Annotated in this window: 20 protein-coding genes, 1 tRNA gene and 1 pseudogene; 13 read left to right on the top strand and 9 right to left on the bottom strand. The window is 53.3% G+C overall.

All coding sequences use genetic code 11. The features are described 5' to 3' along the window. The first annotated feature begins 77 nt into the window (after window positions 1–77). Both BBKW_RS08740 and BBKW_RS08735 read left to right on the top strand, forming a co-directional pair. A complete protein-coding gene (locus BBKW_RS08740) occupies window positions 78–1,061 on the top strand; it encodes a ribokinase (RefSeq protein ID WP_033501469.1) in 984 nt (327 codons plus the stop codon). 228 nt (window positions 1,062–1,289) lie between these two features. Then, window positions 1,290–2,636, top strand: a complete 1,347-nt coding sequence (locus BBKW_RS08735; protein WP_033501506.1) for an ATP-binding protein — start codon at window positions 1,290–1,292, stop codon at window positions 2,634–2,636. 126 nt (window positions 2,637–2,762) lie between these two features. Here BBKW_RS08735 and BBKW_RS08730 read toward each other — a convergent pair whose 3' ends face one another. Beyond that, window positions 2,763–3,776, bottom strand: a complete 1,014-nt coding sequence (locus tag BBKW_RS08730; protein WP_033501468.1) for a ribose-phosphate diphosphokinase — start codon at window positions 3,774–3,776, stop codon at window positions 2,763–2,765. Window positions 3,777–4,039: 263 nt separating this feature from the next. On the opposite strand from BBKW_RS08730, the gene rpsF reads away from it, so the two are divergent. From rpsF to rplI, 4 genes are read left to right on the top strand one after another with little or no spacing between them, the layout of a single operon-like run. Further along, window positions 4,040–4,327: a 30S ribosomal protein S6 gene (gene rpsF / locus BBKW_RS08725; protein WP_003810120.1), complete on the top strand. Its 288-nt coding sequence runs from the start codon at window positions 4,040–4,042 to the stop codon at window positions 4,325–4,327. A 56-nt stretch (window positions 4,328–4,383) separates the two neighbouring features. After that, on the top strand, window positions 4,384–5,043 hold the full coding sequence (locus BBKW_RS08720) for a single-stranded DNA-binding protein (protein ID WP_033501467.1): 660 nt from the start codon (window positions 4,384–4,386) through the stop codon (window positions 5,041–5,043). A 60-nt stretch (window positions 5,044–5,103) separates the two neighbouring features. Further along, complete coding sequence (rpsR, locus tag BBKW_RS08715) at window positions 5,104–5,352, top strand: 30S ribosomal protein S18 (RefSeq protein ID WP_003833963.1); 249 nt, start codon at window positions 5,104–5,106, stop codon at window positions 5,350–5,352. A gap of 19 nt (window positions 5,353–5,371) precedes the next feature. Next, window positions 5,372–5,818, top strand: coding sequence for a 50S ribosomal protein L9 (gene rplI, locus BBKW_RS08710; protein WP_033501466.1), 447 nt, complete (start codon window positions 5,372–5,374; stop codon window positions 5,816–5,818). Between the two features lie 137 nt (window positions 5,819–5,955). On the opposite strand, the gene BBKW_RS10870 is transcribed toward rplI, so the two are convergent. After that, a complete protein-coding gene (locus tag BBKW_RS10870) occupies window positions 5,956–6,168 on the bottom strand; it encodes a hypothetical protein (protein ID WP_033501465.1) in 213 nt (70 codons plus the stop codon). 188 nt (window positions 6,169–6,356) lie between these two features. Here BBKW_RS10870 and BBKW_RS08700 point away from each other — a divergent pair. Further along, window positions 6,357–6,430, top strand: a tRNA-Lys gene (locus BBKW_RS08700). Window positions 6,431–6,659: 229 nt separating this feature from the next. Then, window positions 6,660–6,899, top strand: coding sequence for a transposase (locus BBKW_RS08695; RefSeq protein WP_033501464.1), 240 nt, complete (start codon window positions 6,660–6,662; stop codon window positions 6,897–6,899). Between the two features lie 47 nt (window positions 6,900–6,946). On the opposite strand, the gene BBKW_RS08690 is transcribed toward BBKW_RS08695, so the two are convergent. The 6 genes from BBKW_RS08690 to BBKW_RS08665 form a co-directional block, all read right to left on the bottom strand. Next, window positions 6,947–7,639, bottom strand: a complete 693-nt coding sequence (locus tag BBKW_RS08690; protein ID WP_033501463.1) for a hypothetical protein — start codon at window positions 7,637–7,639, stop codon at window positions 6,947–6,949. Window positions 7,640–7,664: 25 nt separating this feature from the next. After that, entirely contained in the window at window positions 7,665–8,369 is a 705-nt protein-coding gene (locus tag BBKW_RS08685) for an ABC transporter ATP-binding protein (protein ID WP_003828120.1), read from the bottom strand. Window position 8,370: 1 nt separating this feature from the next. Then, complete coding sequence (locus BBKW_RS08680; RefSeq protein ID WP_228429005.1) at window positions 8,371–8,979, bottom strand: ABC transporter permease; 609 nt, start codon at window positions 8,977–8,979, stop codon at window positions 8,371–8,373. A 158-nt stretch (window positions 8,980–9,137) separates the two neighbouring features. Then, complete coding sequence (locus tag BBKW_RS08675) at window positions 9,138–10,064, bottom strand: ABC transporter ATP-binding protein (protein WP_032744903.1); 927 nt, start codon at window positions 10,062–10,064, stop codon at window positions 9,138–9,140. Between the two features lie 17 nt (window positions 10,065–10,081). Continuing rightward, window positions 10,082–10,870 (bottom strand): hypothetical protein, encoded by a 789-nt coding sequence (locus BBKW_RS08670; RefSeq protein ID WP_144314078.1) that lies wholly within the window; start codon window positions 10,868–10,870, stop codon window positions 10,082–10,084. A 27-nt stretch (window positions 10,871–10,897) separates the two neighbouring features. Beyond that, window positions 10,898–12,028, bottom strand: a complete 1,131-nt coding sequence (locus tag BBKW_RS08665; protein WP_033501461.1) for a ThiF family adenylyltransferase — start codon at window positions 12,026–12,028, stop codon at window positions 10,898–10,900. A gap of 691 nt (window positions 12,029–12,719) precedes the next feature. Here BBKW_RS08665 and BBKW_RS08660 point away from each other — a divergent pair. From BBKW_RS08660 to BBKW_RS08650, 3 genes are all read left to right on the top strand, one after another. Beyond that, the gene (locus tag BBKW_RS08660) at window positions 12,720–13,322 is read left to right on the top strand and encodes a response regulator transcription factor (RefSeq protein ID WP_012576686.1); all 603 of its coding nucleotides are present in this window, start codon (window positions 12,720–12,722) and stop codon (window positions 13,320–13,322) included. 11 nt (window positions 13,323–13,333) lie between these two features. Further along, the gene (locus tag BBKW_RS08655; protein WP_013140531.1) at window positions 13,334–14,500 is read left to right on the top strand and encodes a sensor histidine kinase; all 1,167 of its coding nucleotides are present in this window, start codon (window positions 13,334–13,336) and stop codon (window positions 14,498–14,500) included. Window positions 14,501–14,717: 217 nt separating this feature from the next. After that, complete coding sequence (locus BBKW_RS08650; protein ID WP_229773788.1) at window positions 14,718–15,839, top strand: MFS transporter; 1,122 nt, start codon at window positions 14,718–14,720, stop codon at window positions 15,837–15,839. Window positions 15,840–15,944: 105 nt separating this feature from the next. Here BBKW_RS08650 and BBKW_RS10615 read toward each other — a convergent pair. Further along, a pseudogene (locus BBKW_RS10615) lies at window positions 15,945–16,109 on the bottom strand (IS30 family transposase); the annotation flags it as partial. 317 nt (window positions 16,110–16,426) lie between these two features. Here BBKW_RS10615 and BBKW_RS08645 point away from each other — a divergent pair. Both BBKW_RS08645 and BBKW_RS08640 read left to right on the top strand, forming a co-directional pair. Continuing rightward, window positions 16,427–17,644 (top strand): MFS transporter, encoded by a 1,218-nt coding sequence (locus BBKW_RS08645; RefSeq protein ID WP_033501460.1) that lies wholly within the window; start codon window positions 16,427–16,429, stop codon window positions 17,642–17,644. 95 nt (window positions 17,645–17,739) lie between these two features. Then, the gene (locus BBKW_RS08640) at window positions 17,740–19,089 is read left to right on the top strand and encodes an alpha-L-fucosidase (protein WP_033501459.1); all 1,350 of its coding nucleotides are present in this window, start codon (window positions 17,740–17,742) and stop codon (window positions 19,087–19,089) included. The last annotated feature ends 26 nt before the right edge of the window (window positions 19,090–19,115 follow it).

Here is a 19,115-nt window from a genome sequence, read left to right as displayed (position 1 = left end):
CAATGGAGATTTGTGAAATTGCGATTACTGAAAAACAATATTTTCGCAAATCTCCTTTTCATTTAAGGAAGACAAAGATGAGCGCGACTGAAGTTCTCTCTGCATTGGATCGCATCCACGGCACGGTGTCCGTAATCGGCTCGATGAATGCGGATTACACCGTCACCGCGCAGCGTCTGCCAAGGCCGGGGGAAACCATCACCGGCGGTCCGTTGCAGCTGCTGCCAGGCGGCAAATCCGGCAACCAGGCTGCCGCCGCAGCGCGCATCGGCGCAACCGTGCAGATGTTCGGCGCGGTAGGCTCCGATTCCAACGCCGACTTCCTGCTGGGCGCCCTAGGTGAAGCTGGTGTGAATACCACGCATGTTCGCCGCGTGCCTGGGCCATCCGGCACAACCGTGATCACCGTGGACGCAACTGGCGAAAACACCATCGTCTACTCTCCGGGATCGAACGCGCAGGTCACTGTGGATTATGTGGAATCCGTGCGGGAGGTGCTGGTACGGTCTTCCGTGCTTGGCCTATGCTTGGAAAGCCCGATCGAAACGGTGACGGCCGCCGCACGCATGTGCCACGAAGCGGGTGTGAAGGTGCTACTCAACGATTCGCCGTTCACGCTGTCGCTGCCGGCTGAACTGGTTGAAGCGTCCGACATTCTGTTGGTCAACGAGCACGAAATGGTGCAGTTGCTTGGCATTGACGAGCCGGAAAACGACGATTGGGATGGTTTCGACTGGGGTCATGCGCTGGAAGCGATGCGCGGATTCGGTTTCGAACAGGCGATTGTGACGCTCGGCGGTGACGGTTCGGTGGTATTGGATTCCACTTCGGCAACGCCGATTCAGCGGATAGCCCCCGTGCGGGTCAATGCGGTGGATACCACCGGTTGCGGCGACTCGTTCATGGGCACGGTGCTTGCCGGTCTTGCCTCAGGTATGGCACTTTCCGAAGCTGCCGAACTCGCCTCGTACGTGTCTGCATATGCCGCCACTGGTTACGGCGCGCAAGCCTCCTACGGCAATGCCGCACAAATCCGCGAAGCATTATCAGACGATAGCTAGATTTCTCTCTTTTCTCTCTTGATACACGGGTGCCGCATCCTGCTCAACAAAGGATGCGGCACCCGTTTTGTCTTGTATTGCCTTCGATAATCGTATTGCCCCGAAATCTCATTTCGTTAAACCATCATTGTAGAGGGTTCTATTTCGTTACGAATCACCCATTAAAACCGTTCTATAATGTTACAAAACGAGATTAAAAACCGTCTCATTGCGTTACAAGGGGGTTTTGTGTTCAAGCGAAAAGCCATGGAAAAACTGGTGTTTTGGAAGGAACATAAAAACAAGCAGGCCATGTTGGTCGATGGTGCTCGCCAAGTGGGAAAGACCAGTCTTGTTGAAGAATTTGGTAGAACCAACTACGAGCATATGGTGGAAATCAACTTCATCGACATGCCTGACGCGAGGAGAGCGGCGGACAATGCGCAGAACGCAGACGATCTGTTTCTTGCCATTTCCGCATATGCACAAGATGAAATAATTCCCGGGAAAACCCTTATTTTCTTAGATGAAATTCAGACATGCCGTGACGTGGTCACCATGATTAAATTTCTTGTTTCTCGGTATGACGATTACGATTTTGTGCTATCAGGCTCGCTGCTTGGCGTTGAAGCAAAATCTGTGGAATCAGTTCCGGTGGGATTTTTGGATTCGATCACCATGTATCCCATGGATTTCGAGGAATATTGTTGGGCGAATAAAGTTCCGGGAAATGTGTGGAATGAAGTTCGTTTGGCCCACAAGGAGAAAAGGTCTGTCAATGAGGCGGTCCATCGAAGAATGACGGATCTTTTCCACGACTATCTTTTGGTGGGAGGTATGCCGGATGCAGTTTCCGTTTTTTTGGAGCAGCACAATATTCAATCATTGCGTGCGCGTCAGCAGGCAATCGTCAATCGGTATCGTGAGGATATTTCGCAGTATGCAGAGAATCTCACACAAGCGCGGAATATCCGCCGTATTTTCGATTTGATTCCCAGTGAATTAAATCAGCAGAACAAACGATTCCGTGTGACCAGCCTTGATAAGCATGCCAGAATGGAACGTAATGAAAACAACTTCCTATGGCTGGCTGATGCGGGCGTCGCATTGCCCTCATACAACGTTGAGGAGCCGCGGTATCCGTTGATGTTGTCGATGCAATCTAGATTGTTCAAGCTGTTCATGAATGATGTTGGACTATTGACGTGCATGTGTGGCATGAACGTTGTACGCGATTTATTGAACGATCGTACTGACATTAATTTCGGTGCATTGTACGAAAATGTGGTGGCTCAGGAACTTCGTGCGCATGGATTCCCGCTGTACTATTTCAAAAATAATACGATTGGTGAGCTTGATTTTGTTGTTGAAAGTGCAGCCGGCAGGGTGGTTCCTGTCGAAGTGAAATCTGGTAAGGGCTATAGACGCCATCATGCCATCGACAAGGCACTTGCCACACCTAACTATGGTATGGAACGAGGAATTGTTTTTGCGGAGTCCAATGTTGAATGCATGAAAAACATTGATTATCTTCCTATATACATGGTTTCTCAATTAATATTTGATGATTCTTGGGCTAAAGAGGAGACTAATTGAACGGTAGTTGCGGTAGATAAAAACTTAGATGATATTTGCTGTCAAATAATGAGTAAAGCATGTACAAAAAACTCGCCGACTGGGTGGCGGCGAGTTTTTGTTTAAGAATAATATGAGATGAGCGAATCAGGCGTAGATGTTGCGCGGACGCATGTCTTCGGGCAGGCCGTTGAGCAGCGTGGAAACGGAGCCGGATTCGAATACGGAGCGGATGCCAGCGGCCAGCAATGGGGCCACAGACAGCACGGTCATATTCGGAAGGCGCTTCTCTTCCGGAACAGGCACGGTGTCGGTAAGCACGATTTCCTTGGCACCGCAATTCCTCAGGCGTTCCACGGCGGGACCAGACAGCAGGCCATGCGTGGCAACCAGCGTCACGGACTTCGCGCCGGAGTTGTTCAGTGTGCGCACAGCCTCGCAGATGGTGCCTGCGGTGTCGATCATGTCGTCAACCACCACGCAGTCGCGGCCTTCGACCTCGCCGATAATGCCATGCGCCTCGGCATGGTTCGGGCGAGTGGTGTCACGAGTCTTGTGAATGAAGGCGAGCGGCAGATTGCCCAGCTTCGCGGCCCACTGCTCGGAAACCTTGATGCGGCCGGCATCCGGAGACACGATGGTGGTGTTCTCAAGCGGCATGTTGTTGCGTACATAGTCAAGCAGCACCGGAGTAGCGGTGAGATGATCGACCGGGCCATCGAAGAAACCCTGCTCCTGAGCGGCATGCAGGTCAACCGTCATAATACGGTCGGCGCCGGCTGCGCGGAACAGGTCGAAAATCAGGCGGGCGGTGATGGGCTCGCGGCCCTGATGCTTCTTATCCTGGCGCGAATAGCCGAGGAATGGCGCGACCACGGTGATGGAACGGGCGGAAGCGCGCTTCATGGCGTCAACCATGATGAGCTGCTCCATGATCCACTTGTTGATCGGCTCGGTATGCGCCTGCATCACGAATGCGTCGGCACCACGCACCGGCTCGGTGTAACGCACATACATCTCGCCGTTGGCGAAATCGTAAGCTGTGGTCTCAAGCACGTCGATTCCCAGGTATTTCGCGGTTTCATGGGCCTGCTCAGGGTATGCACGACCCGTCACCAAAGCCAATTTCTTATCCGGAGTGCCTTCGAGAATCGCCGACATGCTTCGCCTTCCACAAATCTAGAGTCGCGTAAATACGGTACCAACCGTACAAAAATAGCCGTATTCAATATAACAATGCGGGTGCCCATGACGCGCCTGTTTTGCGGAACGTGCGCAATTGCCGCTCGTCCAGCAGAAGGGCTATGCTGAACAGGTTGTCTGAACCGTATCTTTATACCTTTATATATGGATGCGCGAAGGCAGTACGCATACACACTCCTGCCATGGAAGGTCCATGGCCGATAGTCCGAAGGAGGTGGGTGATGTCTGCGCATAAGTACGAACTGATGTTCATTGCCGATCCTGAGCTGGATGAGCGCGGTCTGAAGAAGCTGACCGAGCAGTATCTGGAAACTGTCACCAAGGAAGGCGGTGCTGTCGAGAACATCGACATCTGGGGCCGTCGCAAGCTTGCCTACGAGATCGCTGGCAAGACCGAAGGTAACTACGTTGTGGTCAACTACTCCGCTGAGCCGGCCACCAGCGACGAACTCGATCGTCTGCTGAACCTGAACGAATCCGTCATCCGCACGAAGATTCTTCGCAAGTAAGTAATTCTAAGCTTTTCAAGCTGCAAAACAATAAGCTGCAAAGTAAGTAGGTAACGATGGCAGGCGAAACGATTATCACTGTGGTGGGTAACCTCACGGCTGATCCCGAAATCCGTACGGTTGGCAACGGCTCGTCCGTGGCCAGCTTCACGATTGCCTCCACTCCGCGCACCTGGAACCGTAATACGGGCCAGTTTGAAGATGGTCAGGCTTTGTTCATGCGCTGCTCCGCGTGGCGCGACATGGCCGAACATTGCGCGCAGAGCCTGAGCAAGGGCATGCGTGTAATCGCACAGGGTCGTTTGCAGCAGCGTTCCTATCAGGCGAACGATGGTTCCCAGCGCACGGTTGTCGAGCTTCAGGTCGATGAGATCGGTCCGTCCCTGCGCTATGCGACCGCCCAGGTCACACGAACCTCCAGTGCCAACGGTGGTAATTTTGCCGGCAATCGTGGCGGCAATGCTTTCGCTGGCGGCAACGGCGGGTTCAACAATGGTGGCTTCGCCGGCAATGCCGGTGGATATCAGGGCGGTGCCGGGTATTCCGGTGGCGCTGGCTATCAGGGTGGGGCTGCCGCTCCGGCCAATGCCGCGCCCGCCGTGCAGCCTGCTCCGGCATCGGATCCGTGGGGCAATTCGGATAATTCCGGTTCCTCATCGTTCGGTTCCTTTGGCTCCTCCGAATTTGGTGGAAGCAGCGACGAACCGGAATTCTGATCCGACCCGGATCGCAGCTTAAAAGAAAAGCAATTTCCAGATTTTAAGGAGAACATCAAGATGTCACGCAAGAGGCCGCAGCCGCCGGTCAAGCCGTTTAAGAAGAAGCCGAATCCACTGAAGGCCGCTAAGGTCACCGAGATCGATTACAAGGACGTTGCCCTGCTGCGCAAGTTCATCTCCGATCGCGGCAAGATTCGTTCCCGTCGTATCACCGGTGTTTCCGTACAGGAACAGCGCGAGCTCGCCAAGGCTATCAAGAACGCCCGCGAGATGGCTCTGCTGCCGTACGCCACTTCCGGTCGCTGATCTGAGAGAGGTTTGAACAATGGCTGAAGCTAAGGTTATTCTTACCAAGTCCGTCAATCATCTGGGTCACCCGGGTGACGTCGTGACCGTCAAGGCCGGTTACGCTCGTAACTACCTGATTCCGCAGGGCCTCGCCTTTGCTTGGTCCAAGAACGCTGCTGCTCAGATTGAGTCCATGAAGCGCGCTCGTCTGGCCAAGGCCGTCGCCACCCGCGAAGAGGCTGTTGCCGCCAAGGGTCTGATCGAGGGCTCCGTCGTTGAAATCGCTGCCAAGGTCTCCGAGTCCGGCAAGCTGTTCGGTGGCATTTCCGCCGACAAGATCGCCATCGCTCTGTCTTCCAAGGCTGCCGTCAACCCGAAGAACATCACCGTGGATCCGATCAAGACCACCGGCGAGTTCGCTGCGACCGTCGCTCTGCACCCGGAAATCACCGCTTCCTTCACCGTGAAGGTTGTCGCTGAGTGATTTCGGCCCCATTCATCGAGACTGCATTCGTTGCCGTCAGGATGAATGACTTCAGACTGAGATACGTCTGAGCTTAAGCATGGAAAATCCCCCTGCACCAGCTGAAAACAGTTGTGCAGGGGGATTTTCATATTTGATTAGTAGTTGTAGCCACTGTCATCAAGCGTGACCGTGACCTTGCCATCCTTGTTGACCGTCAACGATTCCACACCATTGATATGCGCGTTCGGAATGATCGCATTATCGGTTTTGGCGACGCTGTTGGAAAGCAGCTTGCGCTGGTTTTTGCTAGCTTGAGGATCGGCAACGCTGCTAGCCTTAGGAAAATTGTGAAGAAATTGTAATTTCAAGTCTTGCCTGCGCTGTTCGAGTGGTGAATATGATGGTTGAATTGCGTTTTCCTGCGACTTTCGCAATATGCTGAAATCGTTGGAAAATAGCGGTTTTACAATCGCGACACGCCGAGAGTTGCATTCTTCTTGATTCTGAGTATATTTACTTCTCGTGCTCAGCGAGAACAAAACCTCGCAAGACCAACGCCCCTTTAGCTCAGTTGGTTAGAGCAGCTGACTCTTAATCAGCGTGTCCAGGGTTCGAATCCCTGAGGGGGCACAGTTTGGAAGGCTCCGGTCGATTATCGGCCGGGGTCTTTTTGTTTTCCGGCTTAATTCTGCTGATGAAATCCTCATCCTGGCGATAGTAGGTATCGTCGGTCAGATCGCTAATGGTTACGCCGAGTTCTTTAGCGGCGAGATACATCTTCTTCGGTCGAATTTCTGATCCCCCGTTGGGCCGTTGGCGGCACCGGGATCTCGGCTGCTGGAGGGTGGGGCCGGCCGCCATGATGCCGCGCGTCGACTGCCCCATGTGCGGCGTGGTCGTCGCATCGGCGCCGGGGGGGGGCGGAGCCCGGCGGCCGGTTCACCCGGGCTGTTCGAACGCGGGGCTCGAGGCGTTCAACAACGGGATCAAGGTCGCCATCCGCATGGCCTACGGCTTCCACCACGTCACCAACCTCATCGGCCTGGTCATGCTCAGATGCGGCGGACTCGACATCCGACTGCCACAACCCGCAATCTAACCCACGAAAACAGCATAAGCCTTACTTTTTCTGGGGATGTGCATTGGTCAAATTACGTCTTCTTTCGTGATATGTCGAGCTTTGTTGATTGTTGCGCAGAGCGCCGTAATCGCAAAAACGAGGCAGGTTCCGATTTCGATGACAACCGTCCAGCCTTTGGCGTCGCTGTTGGCAAAGCCGTTGGCGGCTATGGAGCCGAGGATGATTACCGCTACGATTGCGGTGACGCCCGAGCCTCGCAGCAGTCCAATCAGCCCGCTGATGACGCTTACGCTGGCGGATAGTATGGCAACGCCGAGAGCTTCGACCATCATGCTTGCCAATGCGGGGAGACGGGAACCGTCTCCGGTCAATAGTGCGTAGGGAATCAGGGGCGCCGACATGCCTGCCCATGTGGCGAGGAACGTGCCGGACCAGATCATCGCGTTTTTCACCAAGAACAATGGGGCTCTGCCGCAGGGCCATGCATAGGTGATTACGCGGCCCGTGCCGGAGTAGGCCGGAATGATGATACGGGCGTAGTGGGCGGTTGAGGCGATGGAGCAGCCGGCGGTGGCGACCGCGCAGGTCACGGCCACCGTTAAGTCGGAAACCAGGAAACCGAGATGATCGACTCGGGCGATACCCACGATCCTGAAGAACAGCAGCGACAGCGAGCTGCCGATAAGAGTGGCGGCCAGTAGAAACAGGTAGAACCTATACGAGGTGTATTGTCGTTCGATGCGGTAGACATCCAGCATGGGACATGCTCCTTGGTTGTTTGTGTTAGTCCTGAGTGTGGCGGAAATAGTAGGATTCCAGATCGCTGATGTCGCTCATGGCATGTTGCGCTTTGACGGAACCGTGATTGATGACGATGACCTGGTCTCCGATGGTTTCGAGTTGGGCGAGCATGTGCGCACTGATGATGGCCGTGACTCCTCGTTTGTTCTCTTCCCGGATGATGCGGCAAAACAGCTTCATACCCGTGGGGTCTAACCCGTTCATCGGCTCATCCAGGAGCAGGAGCGTGGGATGATGCGCCAGGGCCGTTGCCAGTGCAAGGCGCATGCGGTTGCCCATGGACAAGGTATCGGCCGGTAAATCCCCCATGGAGGCCAAGCCGACCCGTTCCATTGTTTCGTCGGGGGACCAGTCGCATCGCATGAACGCTAGATGCTTGTGGAGGATGGCCCGTACGCTCATGCCTCGCTCGAAGACGGGAATGCCGATCAGCATGCCGACCTGTCTCAATAGCATGTCGCGGTTCTCGGGGTTCATGATACGGCCGCGGATATTAGTTTCACCTTGGTCGGGGGCGATCAGGCCACCCAAGGTTTTGAGCAGCGTGGTCTTACCGGCCCCGTTCGGGCCGATCAGGGCGATGGTTTCTCCGGGATACGCGCTGAATGATATGTCGTTCAGGACCGGTTTCCCGCCGATAGTTTTCGACACCCTGTTGCAGTAGAGAGTTGCCGACAGTGATTTCATTTCATCTCCTTTTGGATAATCCCGCAAGGCAACCGGCCACGCCGGTAAGACACCATGCGAAGACTACGAATAAATCAATCGAATGGCTTATGTTGCTGCCGGGGAATGCGGCATCGGTGAGCATTCGGTGCATCGGTACGAAGGGCATCCAATCATGAATGGTAAGAATTATTGATGGTAATTTGTCGGACGGGTATAGAATCGGTGCGAACAGCATTGTTGCTAGCATGATTAGCTGACCGACAACCGTTACTCCACCGCAAGGTAGCCATATAGCCAACATGTACCCCAATGACAGGTTCCCCAATGCACAGAGAAGTAACATCATGACTAAATTTGAGGTCGCCATCTGTATGAGTCCAAATTTCATTGTTGAGGCAACGAATCCGGCAACGACACCCGGAATGGACACCGCAATCCAGATAATGAAGTCAGCTATCAGGAGACAAATCCTCGGTACCGGCAAATTACGCTGATATTCAAGTAATCCTTCGGAAATGGATTCCGATAATAGCTGCGGAGCAATAGTGCACCCCACCGCCACCAGACCAAGCTGCCATACACCTGCAGAGAGTTGCTCAGCCTGACTGGTGGTGAGACTTCCCATCATCAGAGTAAGACCGTATACGATTGCTAGCGCAAATACTGTCTGTACCATGGTGAAAGCGATAAATAGATATCTATGCCGTACAAAGCTCCATTTTAATAGAGATGTGAGCATTCGCGCACCGCATATAAGCCGCGATTTATTCAGTCCACTCTCACTTATCATCGGACGTCGATTATCCTTTCATATGCTTCGCGCAACGTGCCGTGTTGCACCGAGAACGACAGTTCTGGCTCATCGCCCATCAGCATGTTCAGCCGGCTCAGTAGCATTTTGGCTTGTTCCGACGAGCAGACATAGCGTAGCCGACCGTCCTCAGCCAGTACCGGAGTTGCAGCTAATTCCGTCAAAACCAAAGAGGGATCCGCAGTGTTGACTTCGATCCGTATAAGTTCGTCAATAGAAGTGAGTTGGCGTGGTGACGCATTACATACGAGGCGACCGCAGTCGAAGATCAACAAATTGTCGGCCACCGAACCTATCTCATCTAGATTGTGAGTCACTACAAGTATTGTTTTGCCTTGGTCGGCTTCCTGCCGGAGTATTTTCCATACTCTGCTTCGACGAATCGGATCCACATCGTTGGTCGGTTCGTCCAGCAGTATTACGGAAGCCTCCTGAACGAGAGCCATCCCCAAAGAGACTAGGCGTCTGCAGCCACCAGATAGATTCTCTCCTGCGACATGCGAATATTGCTCAATGTCCAGACGACCCAAGAAGTCATTCGTTAGGCGAACCGCACGACGACGAGATATGCCACGCATGCCGGCTGCGCAGCATAAAGCCTCGACAGGAGTGACCCCGCGCAAAGGGACATGTGGCTGCGGCATATACGCGCATAGACGTCTCAGCTCGGCTGCATGGGATATTTCTCTTCCGGAAAAAAGTATGGTTCCAGAAGTCGGTTTCACTGATCCGCAAAGCGACCCGAGTAACGTGGTCTTACCTGCACCATTATGTCCGAGAACTCCTGTAAGTGTCCCTTTGGGCAATGAAAAACTGACATCCCGCAGCGCCCATACGTCGGAAGAGAATCTCCCGAACCGCTTATTTAAATCTCGCACGGATAAACTACAGTATTGCTCCATTTCCACCTTCCTATCGTTTACACTTCAAGTAAGCCAATAGTCAAAGCAATGGGCCATTGCCATATTATGAATAAATCCATTGCATATCCAAATAATCTGAATATGAACGATAAAAGATATTCACCATTGTTAGAGGGTTTGCTAAAGAATAGAGGCCTATCCAAAGTTAAAACAATCAGTAATCTACCATCACGGATTGCATGAAACCCCAATTGCCATACCATTCTTAGGCAAACTGTTGAAGCCGCTGATGCAGCATATGCATTATCGAAAATAATCTGAACCGCAAATAAAGCCGAGAGAAGCACTGAGTCAAATATCAGCCCGGCAGAGATCGCTTCAATGCGCCGAATGCGCGGCCAAGCCCAGACGTGATTTAGATTAGTGCTTATCACACGATGCAACATTTGTGCAGAAACGGTCCACGAACGACCGAAAACCATATGGCCAAATTCATGGATTGCTGTAGAAACTACGCCTACTACCGTAATCAGCAGTATGTCAATCAGAATGGATTCATGGGGTACCAGCCACCATCTCCCTGAGGGGAATCCATAACGAAAGAAATAATAAATGTTCAGCATGGATGATAGGGCTAATGATATCCACAAAAAAAATCGCATGCAAAACCATATTTTTCCTTTGCCTGGAGTTGGTTCCGACAATGGTATATTAAATCCGTCAATTGTTTGCGCGATTTTCTTTGCTTCAAATTGACTTTTGCAGTGAGCAGAAGATAGGATTACCGGTGGCTGGTTTCCATTGCCAATAATCCATTGGCCGGAAGAATTTTTTCGGCAATACACATCTACACCTTTTCCTCAAAAGTGAACTTAGACACCTTCCCCGTAATATTTGAATGCTTCCCAATCGTCATATGATCCATTACCGCAAGTTGGACATTCATCGTATCTAGGCCATGCGGGATGGGGGAAACTCGTGTAATTGGGGTAGTCAATTTCCAACTGCAGTCCCAAACTGCGAGGTTTCTCATAGTTTGTAATAAGACGTACCGCCTCATCTACCATAACCGATGTAATCAGCCAAATGGTTGGGGCAAATGCAATGGTAGGAGATTTGAAGCCGGAAGATTGGAAGCCTCGAAACTGTTTAACGAATCGTGAATCATTCTTCGTGTAATATAGATGTAAGCAGTCAAAGCAACCCGTTTTTTGTGGGACAATCGTGAATACTCGCCCATGCGTCATCTGAGTTGCACCGAAAACACAAGGTACGTTGGCTTCTACGATTGCTTTATTCACGCGCCGCTGCGCTAAGAATGGCGGTTCGTCAACAGCGCATATCACCAAATCATTTCCCGGAATCAAAGTCGATACATCTTCGGAGGATTCTATCTTACGATTGATGGCTTTAATTTCCATTTCGGAATTCATCGCATGTAAAGCTTCGGCCGCCGCTTCCACTTTAGGTCGTCCAATATCTGACTCGCGATACAACAATTGACGACCAAGATTGTTTTCCTCAACATTGTCATAGTCAACAATGGTGACACCTGCGATTCCTAGACCAGACAATAATGTCAAGATATTGGAACCCCCTCCCCCCAATCCGAGAAGAAGTATCCGACTATGCCGCAGTTTATTCTGTATCCGAGCCGCGGACTCTGTACTTGCGCCAGGGAAACAAGAAAAATAAGTAGCATTTGCCATATAACGCGGGGCGGTGACAGTGTCTTCGAACATCTCGTCTACATATCCCAGCTTGTCCAAATCCGAAAGGCCTTTTTCGATGTCTTTCTCAGACAATCTTGGATGCATATCCTTCATTCTCTTCACGATTGTTTGCCATTCTGAACCATTAAGAGACTGAACCAAATCCCACATTTCGCATTTCGGATCGGTAAATTCGGAAGTTGTTCCTAATTGTGCGCCAATCCGGAATACTGAGTTGTCAAGCCTATATATCGGCAAGGTTCTTTTAATGACGGGACGATTAAAATGCATATAGAACCCCCTTTGTAAATTAATGAGATAAATAAAGGCGGTGACGATATTAAACCGTCACCGCAATAGAGCTACTTTCAGAGGAGGATCCACCAAGAAGTCGCTTCGACGGTCTCGGCGCGTTCGATCTCAACGTCCATGTTGCACCTCCTTATCGCTGGGGGGGGGGCTAGCTCCGACAGTTTCCTCTCTTTGCTCTGCTCCCCGGACTGTTGTTCCCGTCCATTTGAGCGGGTATTCGTTAGGTTACGGAGAGTCTCGCCATGAGCCAAGGTCTCATCCTCGAAAATGAGGATTATCCGCTGCTGACAGGCCGTCGATGTACCTTGCAGGCCTTGGCAGATGATGGGATGGCAGGCGTGGCCTTGCTATCTGCATCGATGTCAACAGCCATCTGTGGTGTTTCTAGGGGGGCATATCGGGCGTCAACGTGTTTTGCGCCTGCGTCCTTCTCGCTTTAGCACATGTGCCGATTCCCGGATGGGGAACCGCACTACGAAATTTGGCCTACACATCAAGAGGCGCCGTGAAATCGGCCGCCGGCTTAGACCGAACTCGTGTAGCTGTCGAGGCGGCCATTGGAGAGAACATGTATCATATGCGTGTCAGACTTCCGATGACCCTTGGACGTCCGTTCCTGTTTCGCCACATTTTAGGGGGATTCATGAGATCTTCACCGACACTCTTGATCATGGATAACGACCGGCTGGCATTGCGATTGCTTTCAGCCAGTCTCAAACGCCTACTTCCCGGCTGTACGGTTCTTGCACCAGTCGATACTGGCGCTGAGGCCATAGCCGTCTGTACTTCGCATCACTGTCCGGATCTGTTGTTGGCGGATGTCTCCATGTCTGATATCAACGGATTGGTGGTGTGCCGGACGATTAGAAAAGAGAATTGGAAGACATCCGTACTCATGATGACATCATTCAGCGTCGCCGAATATGCTGCAGAAGCGGTGGCTTCGGGAGCCCAGGGAATCATACATAAGGACAATCCGAAAACAATCGCCGAGGCTTTGCTGCAGATAAAGGAAACAGGAATCTGTTCTGATCGTTTTCTGAATGCCCACGATTCGTTTTTGCGGCTGAAGTCAGAGAAGAACAAGGATCTGTCCCCTCGTGAAATGGAAATCGTTGATCGATGGGCGCGAGGGAGATCGATGTCCGACATAGCGGAGGAATTATCGATCGGTCAGACCACGGTGCGGACCCATCTTGAACATGCCGCGTCCAAGCTGGGGGTAGCGAACAACCGTGCATTGATTTCCGCCTGGATGCATCTCAATCGCTGATGAGGATTTCCATGAATACGGCGTTTACGTTTCCGTCAAAAATAATTCGGCGCTATGTGGCACATCCCTGCTTGTCCCTTCTGTCGCTGCTGGGGCTGTCTCTTGCCCTGATGGAGATAATCCAGATTGGTCCCATGCCTCTTCTGCCGGCAATGCTCTATGGAGTGCTTGCGGTTTCCTTTGTCCTTCTTCCTGCCATTGGAGGCCAAGCATGTTGGGCCATCATTGTTGCAGGTTCCGTGATCTCCATCTCCCTCACTCAGGACAGTCCCTTCGTTATCAGCGGCATGCTCATCGCTCTCGGCATTCTTGCGTTCTCCGGAACCGTGCCTGAATGGCTGATCGCAATGCTGATTTGTTCCTGTACGTATATAGCGCGAAGCGTTATGGTGGAGAACTTCAATGTTTTCGTTTCCGTGTCGGTCACGGTCATGTTCTTGGCCAGCTTGCTTGCCGGCAGATTGGTAGCGCTTCGCCAACAGGCTTTTATCAGAGAAGAGCAAAGGCTGAAATTGCAGATTGAGCTTCAGCAGCTTGATTATATGAGGCAAAAGAATCGTCTTGCGATACAGATACATGATTCCTTGACCAATAATCTTTCGGATATCTCATTAATGGCCCGGGTTCATATCGATGAAAACATACCTGACAGCGATGATTGGGCAATCGTTCTTGAACATAGTCAAGAGGCGTTCACGCAAGTGCACGACATCATAGACATCCTTTCCTCGGAAGACAAGGACGCGAAATCAGAAACGACGTTCATGGTTGAACTGCGTAATCTGCTGGATGAAAGATGCAGCCATCTTCATGCGCTGGGGTATGACGGAAATACGGCCATCGACGGATGCTGCATCAAAGCTTCGCCGGAAGAAAAGGAAGAAGCGTTATCCTTGATAAGAGAACTCTGCAACAACATACAGCGTCACGGTTCCCCACGCAATGGCTCGTTCGAGTTGCTGGTCAAGCTATCACCATCGTCAATGGAAATTAGCGAGATGAATGATATTGCAGCCGGATCGGCGCTGACTGCATTCGAACAATCGGGAAGGGGCCTTTCACTGCACTCAAAACGAATACAGGAAATGGGAGGCGAACTTAACTATAGAAGCGATGATGGATTGTGGGTGCTCTACGCCAAAATTCCGCTGAGTCATATGGAGACAACAAAAACTTGAAACCAAGTACAGCGAGAACTTTTAAAAAACAACAAATAATCCATCACAGATTAATACTCCAGTATGACGAATACAACAATCAAAACGCGGAAATATCATTTTATTTTGTATTACTCGGAGGAGGAGCCAGGTAATGATTCAGCGCTATAGTCAAGGGACGTCAGCAAGAAGAATCTTCCCCATATTGCTGATTGCGGAAGGATTATGCCTATCGGGCATGAGCGTGGATCTGACAATCACCTCACTGACCGGTTCGTCCCTCGCGCCAGCACCATGGATGGCAACATTCCCGATAGCGTGCATATTCATCGGTACGGTGATCGGCACACCGGCAATGGGACGCTTGGTGGGGCGATTCGGCTATCGGCAAGTATTCGTCTTCGGCGCCCTTCTAGCCGTCTTGGGTGGAATATCCTCAGCCACGGCTTTGCGATTCCACCAGTTCCCATTGCTCTGTATAGGGACGTTCTGTGTGGGCATATACCAGTCGGGGACGAACTACTACCGGTATGCCGCAGCCGATTCCATGCCCGGCAAAGAAAGCAAGGCAATCAACGGAATCCTATCGGCAGGAGCCATAGCAAGCATCATCGGCCCGGTTCTGGCGACATTCTTCGGCACTGCGACCAACATCGAATACGAGGGATCATATTACGTCGTCAGCGTGCTCGCCGCCTGCGCGGTAATCGTGCTGCTGGCGCTCCCGAAAATTCAGTCGCCAACTCCCGCGCATATGCGCGACAAAGCTACCGCGAGCACAACCCCCAATTATCCGGCATTGCTGACCCGACCCCGGTTCGTGCTGGGCGCGACCATCAGCTTCGTCGCATCATTCGTCATGGTGCTCGTGATGAGCGGCGCACCCATAGTCTTGGAGAGCACGTTCTCCCAAAACGCGCAAACCAGAATGGTCGCCATGCAACTGCACATGGTCGGCATGTACCTGCCAACCCTGTTCGCCATCTTCATTTTCCACAAGAAAAACAGCGAAATGGCGCAGGCGTTGACGGGGTTGATCATCGGCATGCTCGGCACAGTCGTCGCACTCGCCGCGTCGGCTTCGTATGCCGTCACTCTGGATCTGCTGCTGATCGGAATATCCTGGTCGCTGTGCTACGCCGCAGGCAGCGCCCTGTTGACAAAATCCTATACGGAGTCGGAACGTTCGTGGGCGCGAGGCGTCGGCGAACTCGCTCCCGTATTGGGACAGGTGCTGGGAAGTGTGCTCGCTGGCGTGCTGCTGGCCGCGGGGTGGAAAACCGTATTCGTCACCGTGCTGGCGATGATCGTATGCGCGCTCATCGCCATGGCAGGATATCGCAATAAAATCAAGTCATGAGCGCAAATGACATGTCCTTAGACGACATAGCCTAAGGACGTATATTGTATACCGTTGCAAACTAGAACAAACTAGCTTGCAACGGCGAGCGAGGAACCAACCCTAGTCCCAGGTCAGCGAGTTCCTCGGGAGCTTGAGCAGGTATTGCATTTTCCGGATGACGGCCTGCTGGACGTGTTCGGCGTCGTGCCCGTCGGACGGGTGCAGGAGGATCGTGAATCGTGTCGAGCGTTCCACGAGCGTGCCGATCGCGCTTTTGTTGGCCGCGCCGCGCATATCTCGCCACGCGTCGCGTACTCCACACCCTCGAACACCCCCCTGTTCACTTGGCCCTCCCGTCAGTCAGCCAGGCGTTGCGACGATCACTGGAACCCGCCACGAAAGTTTTTTGTCGGGGGGGGGGTCACTTTTCCTAGTGACGGCAGCCGGATGGCGTGCAGTCGGTAAGATACAGAGAAGTATGTGCAATATACGGAGAAGTATATGAATGCGATAAGTATTGCGCTTCCATTCAGACAGTGGAATTACTTGCGTTGTATGGCGAAAGACGACGCCGTCTTCCGCCGAATGGAAAGAAAGGAGTCAAATTGGCATTAGATGTTGGCAAAGCGTTGAAATCCAAGACCTTGGTGGTCGGCGTCTTGTCGATGTCGTTGCTGATGTCCGCCAGCAATGCAGTCAGCGGTACCATACCGGCGATGAAGGAGGCGTTCTCCGACTATTCCACGGCGAACGTCGAACTGCTGACCACGGTGCCGACGATCGGCTCGATGGTCGGCACGGCATTGACCGGCCTATTCGCCAATGCCATCGGCAGGAAGAAAATCGCGATGGCGGGATTCTTCATATCCGCCGTCACAGGTGTGATTCCGGCGTTCTTCCCGTACTATTGGCCGATTCTCATATCGCGTATGTTCTTCGGCTTCGGGTCGGCGCTGTTCGTCACCTTGAGTGTGTCGTACATCACCGACCTGTATGACGGCGATATGCAACGCAAGCTGCTTGGATGGAGACAGGCGGTCGGCAATCTTGGCGATGTCGTGCTGCTGTTCGTCGCCAGTCTGCTGATCACCATCAACTGGCAATCCACGTACCTCATCTTCTTCCTGTTGTTCGTCCCCATGGTGCTCGTGGGCATGTTCATTCCGAAGGAGTTCGATAACTTCAGCATTCGCAGCGCGCTCGTCGACGATGAGGGTCACGTCGTCGACAAGAGCGCCTCGCAGAAGCAGACGACGAACTGGCAGGTGCTGTGGCTGGCGTTCATCTTCCTGATGGTCTCCATGCTTTACAACGTCATGTCCATCAAGCTCGCCAGCTACGTGGTCGATGAAGGCATCGGTTCAGCATCGCTCGCCACATTGATCTTCAGCTTCCTCGTCGTCGCCACCATCCTCTCCGGCGTGTTGTTCGACAAGGTCGCCAAGGTCACCAAGCGCCTGACGGTGACCATCTCCGAAGTGGTCATCGGCATCTGTTTCATCGCCACTGCGCTGACGAAGAACGTGCCGCTGATGTTCGCCCTGGTGCTGATTGCCGGCTTCGCATGGGGCATCATCAACCCCGCGCTGACCGCACGATTCGTGGACTACTCGCCCGCGCACTCGATGAACCTGACCACGTCCATCGTGATTATCGGCATCAACATCGGCTGTCTGATCTCCCCGTACTTCTTCGCGCTGACGGCAAGCATCTTCGGCAATTCCTCGGCCGGATTCGCCATCATCGTCGGTGGTGCGCTCTACTTCGTGATGGTGGTCATCGAGCTGATCACCCTCAAGGTGGACAAGAAGCTCACGGTGTGATTCCCGCGGCGACGGAGCCGTACCGGAATCGGACGACGGCAATCAACAACCAGCAACCAATCAGACACACAGACAACGAACAAAGGAGTTTCAACATGGTGTTGTTCATGGCCAATCCACAGCGTCCCAAGATGTATGAGAAGTTCGTGCACGATACACCCGAATGGTTCAAGGGCGCCGGTCTCGGCATCTTCGCCCACTGGGGTTCGTATTCGGTGCCGGCATGGGCGGAGCCGATCGGTGCGCTTGGCACCTTTGACGATCCGGTGTACTGGAACACCCACTGCCCGTATGCGGAATGGTATTGGAACACGATGAGCATCAAGGGCTCGCCGGCGGCCGAGCATCAGAAGGAAGTCTACGGTGACATGCCGTATGAGGACTTCATCGACATGTGGAAGGCCGAGGCGTTCGACCCCGCGGACATGGCCGACCTGTTCGCACGCGCCGGTGCCCGGTACTTCGTGCCGACCACGAAGCATCACGAAGGCATCACGCTGTGGAAGGCCCCCGACAACGATGGGTGGAATACCGTGGACCGTGGTCCGCATCGCGATCTGGTCAAGGAATTCGCCGACGCCATGCGCGACAAGGGACTGAAGTTCGGCGTGTACTACTCCTCGGGCCTCGACTGGCACAAGGAGCCCAACATGCCGATTCTCGGCGACGGGGAATACGGGCCGCAGAGCGAGGACTACGCCCGCTATATGTACTCGCATGTGATGGACCTCATCGACAAATACCAGCCGTCCATCCTGTGGGGAGATATCGACGTGCCGAAGATCTCGGAGGAGGACAACGATTTCAGCGTGGCCCGACTGTTCGAGCATTACTACGACGTGGTGCCGGATGGTGTGGTCAACGACCGCTGGGGCCTGACCCATTGGGACTTCCGCACCGTCGAATACGAACAGGGCAAGGAGCTCATGGGCAAGGGCATGTGGGAGATGACCCGAGGCATCGGCTACTCCTTCGGCTACAACCAGATGGAGGACGCCGACTCCTACATGACCGGTCCGGAGGCGGTGAAGTTGCTCGCCGACGTGGTCTCCATGGGCGGCAACCTGCTGCTCGACATCGGCCCCGACGCCGCCGGACGCATCCCCGAACTGCAGCGTCAGTGCCTCGAGGGCATGGCCGACTGGATGGACGTGAACTCGCCGAGTATCCATGATGTCGAACCGGTGCCGGAAGCCTCGCCTTCCGGAGAGGGGGACGGCGAGCCATGGGTCCGTTGGACCGGAGACGGCAAGAGCGTCTATGCCGTCGTCGATGCTGCGGGCAGGGTTCCGCTGCGCATCGCCGCCGATGCTGTGGACGCGGATTCCGCCGTGACGCTTGGCGGATCCGCAGTCGCCGTGGACGCCGACGGCGACGTGCTGACCGCCGATGTTCCGGCCTCGGAAGTGGCGGGGCCGCAGGTCGTGCACTTCGTCCGTCGCTGACGGATTGCGCTGAAGGTGCCGTATTC

Origin of the sequence: Bifidobacterium catenulatum subsp. kashiwanohense JCM 15439 = DSM 21854 (assembly GCF_001042615.1) — a bacterium.
Classification (GTDB): Bacteria; Actinomycetota; Actinomycetes; order Actinomycetales; family Bifidobacteriaceae; genus Bifidobacterium; species Bifidobacterium catenulatum.
This window is presented reverse-complemented; position numbering and strand designations above follow the sequence as displayed.